Origin of the sequence: Streptomyces sp. NPDC059371 (assembly GCF_042751995.1) — a bacterium.
Lineage (GTDB): Bacteria > Actinomycetota > Actinomycetes > Streptomycetales > Streptomycetaceae > Streptomyces.
Genome location: NZ_JBHYXD010000022.1, coordinates 1 through 7,467 on the forward strand (window position 1 = coordinate 1; position 7,467 = coordinate 7,467).

Sequence of the window (7,467 nt, forward strand, 5' to 3'; positions counted from 1 at the left end):
CCGAGCTCTCGGCTCCGCTCGAGCAGGGGGGACCCCCATGACGCCGCCGGGCCCGCCCTCCGGGCGGACGACGCGACTTTGCGGACACGACCTAGCCCCGCTTGCGCCGCTTCAGCAGGAGGCGGGGGAGCGCCGCCGGAACCGGCCGGCGGGTCGTCGCCGGGGTCGGCAGCGGCCGCTCGGCGAGCGAGCCCTCGGGCAGCCCGGCGGTCGCGCCCGTCGGTTCTAGGCGCACCACCCGGCATTCGCGCGCCCAGCGCTCCGGCATGGCCTCGCCGTCCGGGGCGTTCAGCCGCTTGCCCTTGAGCTCCCCGACGGCCGCCTCCCACTCGGGGGTGCCCGCGGCGAGTTCCACGACCGTGGCGGACCAGGTGACGAGCCGCCCGCCCTTGTCCTTGCTGCGTACGGTGACGACCGCGTGCCCTCCGTCGGCCAGCCCCGGCAGCGGCTGCTCGCCGGGCCCGTCGCCGACCAGGCAGGCCGCGCCGTCGTGCCACACGTGCCACAGCGCGCGGGTGGGCCCCTCCTCGCCCGGACCGGACGGCGAGGGCGCGCCCGCGCCCCGTACCCAGATCAGCCCGGACTTCTTGGTGGCCTCCTCGACGAGGGCCTGGTCGAGCAGCTCTTGCGTCATGGGGCTCAGACTATCCAGCCCGCGCTACAGCCAGCCGTTGCGCTTCAGGATGCGGTGGATGGACAGACAGAGGCCGACCGTGATGCCCATGACCACCGGGTAGCCGTAGCGCGCGTGCAGCTCGGGCATGTGCTCGAAGTTCATGCCGTACACACCGCACACCATCGTCGGTACGGCGACGATGGCGGCCCACGAGGTGATCTTGCGCATGTCCTCGTTCTGCGCCACGGAGGCCTGGGCGAGGTTCGCCTGAAGGATCGAGTTGAGCAGTTCGTCGAAGCCGAGGACCTGCTCCTGCACGCGCGCGAGGTGGTCGGCGACGTCGCGGAAGTACTTCTGGATGTCGGGGTCGATCAGGCGCATCGGGCGCTCGCTCAGGAGCTGCATCGGCCGCAGCAGCGGCGACACCGCTCGCTTGAACTCCAGCACCTCGCGCTTGAGCTGGTAGATCTGCCCGGCGTCCGTGCCGCGCGGGGTGCCCTTGCGGCCCGGCGAGAACACCTCCGTCTCGACCTCGTCGATGTCGTCCTGGACGGCGTCCGCGACCGCGATGTAGCCGTCGACGACATGGTCGGCGATCGCGTGCAGCACCGCCGAGGGGCCCTTGGCGAGCAGCTCGGGGTCGTCCTGGAGGCGGTGCCGCAGCGCGCGCAGCGAGCCCTGCCCGCCGTGCCGGACGGTGATGAAGAAGTCCCCGCCGGTGAAGCACATGACCTCGCCGGTCTCGACGATCTCGCTCGTCGCCGTCAGCCGGTCGTGCTCGACGTAGTGGATGGTCTTGAAGACGGTGAACAGGGAGTCGTCGTAGCGCTCCAGCTTGGGCCGCTGGTGAGCCTGGACGGCGTCCTCGACGGCCAGCGGGTGCAGCCCGAACTCGCGGGCGATACCCGCGAATTCGTCCTCGGTGGGCTCGTGCAGACCGATCCACGCGAAGCCGCCGTCGCGCCGCACCTGGCGCATGGCCTCCTGCGGCGTGAGCGGTACGCGCGTGTCGACGCGGGCACCGTCGCGGTAGACGGCGCAGTCGACCACGGCCGACGGGGTGGCGGGGTCACGGGTGGTGTCGTACGAGCCACTGTCCTTGCGCAGGGACGGGCGGGGACGGACCGCGGCACGCAGGTCACGGATCATCGACATGGCAGGCTCCTTCTCGCAACGGAGGCGGCCTGCGACGGTTGGAACTACCCGGAATGGGGACGTCCTGGCTGCGGATGTTTGGCACGTCCACAAAGCGGGGAGCACCGCACCGTCGTGTTGGCAGCTTCGCTGTTGATTCAGATCAGACAGATCAGGGGTTCAGATCGGACAGATCAGGCGGAAACGAAGCGCTCTTCCGTAGTGCACCGGGCAACGCTGACACGTGCGCACTTGATTGCGGGAGGCGGCAGCCGGCAGGGCTGAGAAACCCGGCGGAACCAGCTACGAACTCAGCGACAGGAAGAGCGGGTGGTACTGCACGATCGACTTCGATCCATTGCAGCCCCACCTCCTCCGGTCGGTCCCCCGTGAGGGACGGTCCATCCCCCGAAGGGGAGTCTGTCTCCCTCCGAAGGGGAGTCAGATCAGTCTCAGTGCGTCGGAGTCAGGGAGCAACTCCCGCAGTGCCGATGAAGGCCTGGGGATGCTCAGTCATGCACTGCTCCGACCAGCGGCCAAGAGTATCAGCGCACCGATACGTCAAGTCCCCGCTTTGCGCGTTGTTGACCGGGGTCCGGTGCACCGTGGCGGAATTGACGCGGCCTATGCTCGGTTCATGGCTGATGTTCTTCCTCTGGTCGAGGCCCGTTTGCGCTCAGCGCTGGGCGAACCCGACGCGCGGGCCGCGGTCACCTTTCTGGGCACCGACCGTATCGAGGTGCTGCGCTTCACCGAGGGCGACATCGTGCGCTACGCCACACTCGGCATGTCCGCCCAGCCGATGGCGGACCCCACCGCCGCGCTCGCCGATCCGGTGAAGGGCCCGCGAGCCGAGCTGGTCCTCTCGGTCCGCCCGTCCGGGGCCGACACCGACAAGGTGCTCCGCCCGCTGGCCGTGCTCGCCGCCTCTCCCCAGGTCGAGGGCCTGATCGTGGCCCCGGGCGCCTCGCTCGACGTGGGTGAACCCCTGTGGCCCGGGGCGCCGTTCACCTCCGTCCTGGTCGCCGAGGCCGGTGGTCTGGTGGAGGACCTGGAGCTGGACGCTCCCGCCGACCCCGTACGTTTCCTGCCCCTGCTCCCCATGACGCCCAACGAGGCCGCCTGGAAGCGCGTCCACGGCGCCGGCGCCCTCCAGGAACGCTGGCTGAACGGCGGAACGGACCTGCGCGATCCGCTGCGCAAGTCCGTCGCCCTGGACTGACCGGTCACCGGACCCCGTGTGTGGTGGTCCGTCAAATCCCGCTCTCCGGTGTGAAGTTCCGCTCCTGTCCGTCAAGTCCCCGTCTCGACCGCTCAGTTGGCGAAGACGGTGACACCGTCCTCGGTGGCGTGGACCGGCTCCAGCTCCTCGGCCTTCTCGGCGAGCGCCGTACGCCGTACGTAGACCACCGCCGCACCCAGCAGCGCGGTGACCGCGGCGACCACGAACGGGACGCGGATGTTGCTCCACTCCTCGATCTTCGGGGCGAAGTACGGCGCCGCCGCGGCCGCGAACCAGCGCACGAAGTTGTAGCCGGCGCTCGCCACCGGGCGCGGGGCGTCGGAGACCCCGAGGGCCAGTTCCGTGTAGACGGTGTTGTTCACGCCGATGAAGGCGCCGGACAGGATCGTGCAGACGATCGCGGTGGTGTGGTCGCCGTAGCCGAGGGCGAGCACGTCGGCGGCGAGCAGCACCAGGGAGCCGCCCAGCACCTTCAGCGAGCCGAACCGCGCCTGCATCCGGGGCGCCACGATCACCGAGAAGACCGCGAGCAGCAGACCCCAGCAGAAGAACACCGCGCCGGATTTGTACGGCGTCATGTTCAGCACGAACGGGGTGAAGGCCAGCACGGTGAAGAACGTGTAGTTGTAGAAGAACGCGGAGGCCGCGGCGGAGGCGAGACCGCCGTGGCCGAGGGCGCGCAGCGGGTCGAGCAGTGAGGTCCTGCGCGCGGGCCTCGGCTGCTCCTTCAGGAACGCCGTGATGCACAGGAAGCCGATCGCCATCAGGACGGCGGTGCCGAAGAACGGGTAGCGCCAGCTCGCGTTGCCGAGCAGGGCGCCCAGCAGCGGCCCGCAGGCCATGCCGAGGCCCAGCGCGGACTCGTACAGCAGGATCGCGGCGGCGCTGCCACCGGCCGCCGCGCCGACGATGACGGCGAGGGCGGTGGAGACGAACAGCGCGTTGCCGAGTCCCCAGCCGGCCCGGAAACCGACGAGCTCGCCGACCGACCCCGAGGTGCCGGCCAGTCCGGCGAAGACCACGACGAGCGCGAGGCCGAGCAGCAGGGTCTTCTTGCCGCCGATCCGGCTGGAGACGAAGCCGGTCAGCAGCATCGCCACGGCGGTGATCAGGAAGTACGAGGTGAAGAGCAGGGACACCTGGCCGGCGGTGGCGTCCAGTCCCTGGGCGATGGACGGCAGGATCGGGTCGACGAGCCCGATGCCCATGAAAGCGACGACGGACGCTCCGGCGGTCGCCCAGACGGCCCTCGGCTGACGCAGGATGCCACCCGCGCCCGCGTCGAACGTGTCGCCCTCCGCGGGGCCTTCCGTGCTGTTGATCATGCCCGCTCCCTCGCTGTGTGCCGACTGGGTCGTTGGCTTATACACATAATAAGTTAGCCGAGCTAATAAATGCAAGATGCATGTAGTTATTCGGCGTGGCCGGGCCATGCCGGACGGGTGATCGTCCTTGACGCGGGCAAGGACGGGGAGGACCGTTGGGCCCTATGAGGGGCGAACCCAGTTGCCCGAAGTGTGGTGGCCGGGTCAGGGCTCCCGGCCTCTTTGCCGATTCCTGGCAGTGCGATGTGCACGGCACGGTGCATCCGCTGCAGCCCGTGATCCCGCCCAGCGTCGAGGCCCTCGGTGTGGTCGTGCACCGCGCCCGGGTGCCGGTGTGGATGCCGTGGCCCCTGCCGGTCGGCTGGCTGTTCACCGGAGCGGCGTTCGCGGGGGACGACCGCAGCGGGGGCAGGGCCACCGTCATCGCCTGCTCGGGGCCGGGACCGCTGGGCGGCATGGGCGAGCTGATCCTCGTCGCCGAGGAACTGGGCGTCGGTCTCGGCGCGCGGTACGCGGGCATGGACGGCCCCGACCCCGGCCCGTACATGAGCGTCGAGAAACCGCCTCAGGCGAAGGTCCTCGCGGCCGGCCGGCCCACGCCGCTCTGGCATGTCTCCGGCTCCCCCGACGACCGCGCCGTGTTCGCGGGCGAGGCGCGGGGGCTGTGGCTGTGGGCGGTCGTGTGGCCCGAGCAGACCGGACTGCTGATGTACGACGAACTGGTCCTGACGGACCTGCGCGACGCGGGCGCGGAGGTCGACCTGCTCCCGTGCGGAGCGCTGTCGCCGCGCATTCTGGAGCCGTAGCGCCGTAGCGCCGTGCCCCGCGGCGCCCGGACGGGGCGTGCCCTGAGGTGGGGGGCGCAGACGGGGCGTGCCCTGAGGTGGGGGTGCAGGGGGCGTCGGCCGTGCCCGGACGTCGGGGAGTGTAGGGGGTGCTCCCCCGGTACGGGTGTGACAGTGGGGGGTCGGTTCCCGCTATCCTTGAGCGTCCCGCCCGTTCCGTCACCGCCTGGAGTCCGCGTAGTGCGTATCGACCTGCACGCCCACTCCACCGCCTCCGACGGTACGGACACCCCCGCCGAGCTGGTGCGTAACGCCGCCACCGCCGGTCTGGACGTCGTCGCGCTGACCGACCACGACACCACGCGCGGCTACGCCGAGGCGGTCGCCGCGCTGCCGGAGGGGCTCACCCTCGTGACCGGCGCCGAACTCTCCTGCCGGATCGACGGCATCAGCTTGCACATGCTGGCCTACCTCTTCGACCCCGAGGACGCGGCCCTGCTCGCCGAGCGCGAACTGGTGCGGGACGACCGGGTGCCGCGGGCCCAGGGGATGGTCGCCAGGCTCCAGGAGCTCGGCGTGCCGATCACCTGGGAGCAGGTGGCGCGCATCGCGGGCGACGGATCGGTCGGCCGCCCGCACGTCGCCTCCGCACTGGTCGAGCTGGGCCTCGTCGACAGCGTCTCCGACGCCTTCACCGAGCAGTGGCTGGCCGACGGGGGCCGCGCCTACGTCCCCAAGCACGAGACCGATCCCTTCGAGGCGATCCGGCTGGTCAAGGGGGCCGGAGGCGTCACCGTCCTCGCTCACCCCGCCGCCGCCAAGCGGGGCCGGACCGTGCCGGAATCGGTCATCGCGGAGCTGGCCGGCGCGGGCCTCGACGGCATCGAGGTCGACCACATGGACCACGAGCCGGCCACCCGGGCGCGGCTGCGCGGTCTGGCCTCCGAACTGGGGCTGCTGACCACGGGCTCGTCCGACTATCACGGCAGCCGCAAGACCTGTGTGCTCGGGGAGTTCACGACCGACCCCGAGGTCTACGGGGAGATCACCCGCCGCGCCACCGGGGCGTTCCCGGTACCTGGCGCGGGCGGAGCGGTCTGAGTCCCCGGACGTTCCGCGCCACGCGGGTCCGGCGGAGCCGCTCCTGACCACGGCGGCACGTCCGCGGCCGAGGCCGTCCCGACGGGCCGGTGCCGTCGGGGCCGGCACGTGAGGCCCGTACGAACCGGGCCGCCGCCGTAAGGCTCCTGGCACGCTCTCTGCCGCCACCCGCCTGGTCGCGCGCCGACACCCGCGCCGGTCCGGCGGGATGTCCTGTGCGTCTCGGTGCGCGCCCGGCCGCGTCCCGGTGACCCGGGGCGTCCGGGGCCGTGTCCGGCGCCGCCGGTCGTGCCCCTGGTCGTCCGCGAGGACCCGCTCCCGTTCCGCGCCGCCGGACCGGTGGTGCCCCCGTTCCGCACCGCGGGACGACTGCCCGAAACGGTGGCCGGAAGACCCGCCCACCCTCTCCAACCACCTCGCAAGGCTGTCCTCACATGTTCGACGTCGCCGTCTTCGGCTCCCTCTTCCTCACGCTCTTCGTCATCATGGATCCCCCCGGGATCACCCCGATCTTCCTGGCGCTCACCGCCGGCCGCCCCGCCCGGGTGCAGCGGCGGATGGCCGTCCAGGCGGTCTGCGTCGCCGGCGGCGTCATCACCGTCTTCGGGCTCCTCGGGCACCAGATCCTGGACTATCTGCACGTCTCCGTGCCCGCGCTGATGATCGCGGGCGGACTGCTGCTCCTGCTCATCGCGCTCGACCTGCTCACCGGCAAGACGGACGAGCCGAAGCAGACCAAGGACGTCAACGTCGCCCTCGTACCCCTCGGGATGCCGCTGCTCGCCGGGCCCGGTGCGATCGTGTCCGTGATCCTCGCGGTGCAGAAGGCCGACTCGGTCGCCACCCAGGTCTCCGTGTGGACCGCGATCCTCGCGATCCACGTCGTGCTGTGGGTCGTGATGCGCTACTCGCTGCTGATCATCCGCGTCATCAAGGACGGCGGAGTGGTCCTGGTGACCCGGCTCGCGGGCATGATGCTCTCCGCCATCGCGGTGCAGCAGATCATCAACGGCGTCACCCAGGTGATCCGGGGGAGCTGACGGCCCCGGCGTCGCCCACGCGCAGACCCGCGTCCGCCCACGCGCAGAGCCGCGTACGCCCACGCGCAGACCCGCGTACGCCCACGCGCCGAGCCGCGTACGCCCACGCGCAGAGCCCCGCCCGGCCGCGCCCGGGGGGGGGGGGGAGTGTGTGTATCGGGTGGGTGTTCGCGGACCCCCACGCGTGCACCAGGCGCGTTGCGGGGGGTTTGGTGGGGCGGAG

The 7,467-nt window shown here is 71.4% G+C and carries 7 protein-coding genes; 4 read left to right on the forward strand and 3 right to left on the reverse strand.

The window, feature by feature from the left end; translation table 11 throughout:
* Nucleotides 1–91 precede the first annotated feature (91 nt).
* Both ACFXGX_RS15335 and ACFXGX_RS15340 read right to left on the reverse strand, forming a co-directional pair.
* Nucleotides 92–634: a hypothetical protein gene (locus tag ACFXGX_RS15335; RefSeq protein ID WP_384790233.1), complete on the reverse strand. Its 543-nt coding sequence runs from the start codon at nt 632–634 to the stop codon at nt 92–94.
* A gap of 24 nt (nt 635–658) precedes the next feature.
* The gene (locus tag ACFXGX_RS15340) at nt 659–1,771 is read right to left on the reverse strand and encodes a magnesium and cobalt transport protein CorA (protein WP_355769932.1); all 1,113 of its coding nucleotides are present in this window, start codon (nt 1,769–1,771) and stop codon (nt 659–661) included.
* Between the two features lie 616 nt (nt 1,772–2,387).
* Between ACFXGX_RS15340 and ACFXGX_RS15345 the strand changes: the two genes are divergently transcribed.
* On the forward strand, nt 2,388–2,972 hold the full coding sequence (locus ACFXGX_RS15345) for a suppressor of fused domain protein (protein WP_384790237.1): 585 nt from the start codon (nt 2,388–2,390) through the stop codon (nt 2,970–2,972).
* A 92-nt stretch (nt 2,973–3,064) separates the two neighbouring features.
* Here the strand turns inward: ACFXGX_RS15345 and ACFXGX_RS15350 are convergent, their stop codons facing one another.
* Nucleotides 3,065–4,318 carry an MFS transporter gene (locus ACFXGX_RS15350; protein ID WP_384790240.1) on the reverse strand — a complete coding sequence of 418 codons (1,254 nt, stop codon included), beginning with the start codon at nt 4,316–4,318 and terminating at the stop codon, nt 3,065–3,067.
* A gap of 164 nt (nt 4,319–4,482) precedes the next feature.
* Here ACFXGX_RS15350 and ACFXGX_RS15355 point away from each other — a divergent pair, with 164 nt between their 5' ends.
* The 3 genes from ACFXGX_RS15355 (at nt 4,483) to ACFXGX_RS15365 (ending at nt 7,244) form a co-directional block, all read left to right on the forward strand.
* The gene (locus tag ACFXGX_RS15355; RefSeq protein WP_326785665.1) at nt 4,483–5,124 is read left to right on the forward strand and encodes a DUF6758 family protein; all 642 of its coding nucleotides are present in this window, start codon (nt 4,483–4,485) and stop codon (nt 5,122–5,124) included.
* A 219-nt stretch (nt 5,125–5,343) separates the two neighbouring features.
* Nucleotides 5,344–6,204 (forward strand): PHP domain-containing protein, encoded by an 861-nt coding sequence (locus ACFXGX_RS15360; RefSeq protein WP_384790243.1) that lies wholly within the window; start codon nt 5,344–5,346, stop codon nt 6,202–6,204.
* 434 nt (nt 6,205–6,638) lie between these two features.
* Entirely contained in the window at nt 6,639–7,244 is a 606-nt protein-coding gene (locus tag ACFXGX_RS15365) for a MarC family protein (protein ID WP_328448522.1), read from the forward strand.
* The last annotated feature ends 223 nt before the right edge of the window (nt 7,245–7,467 follow it).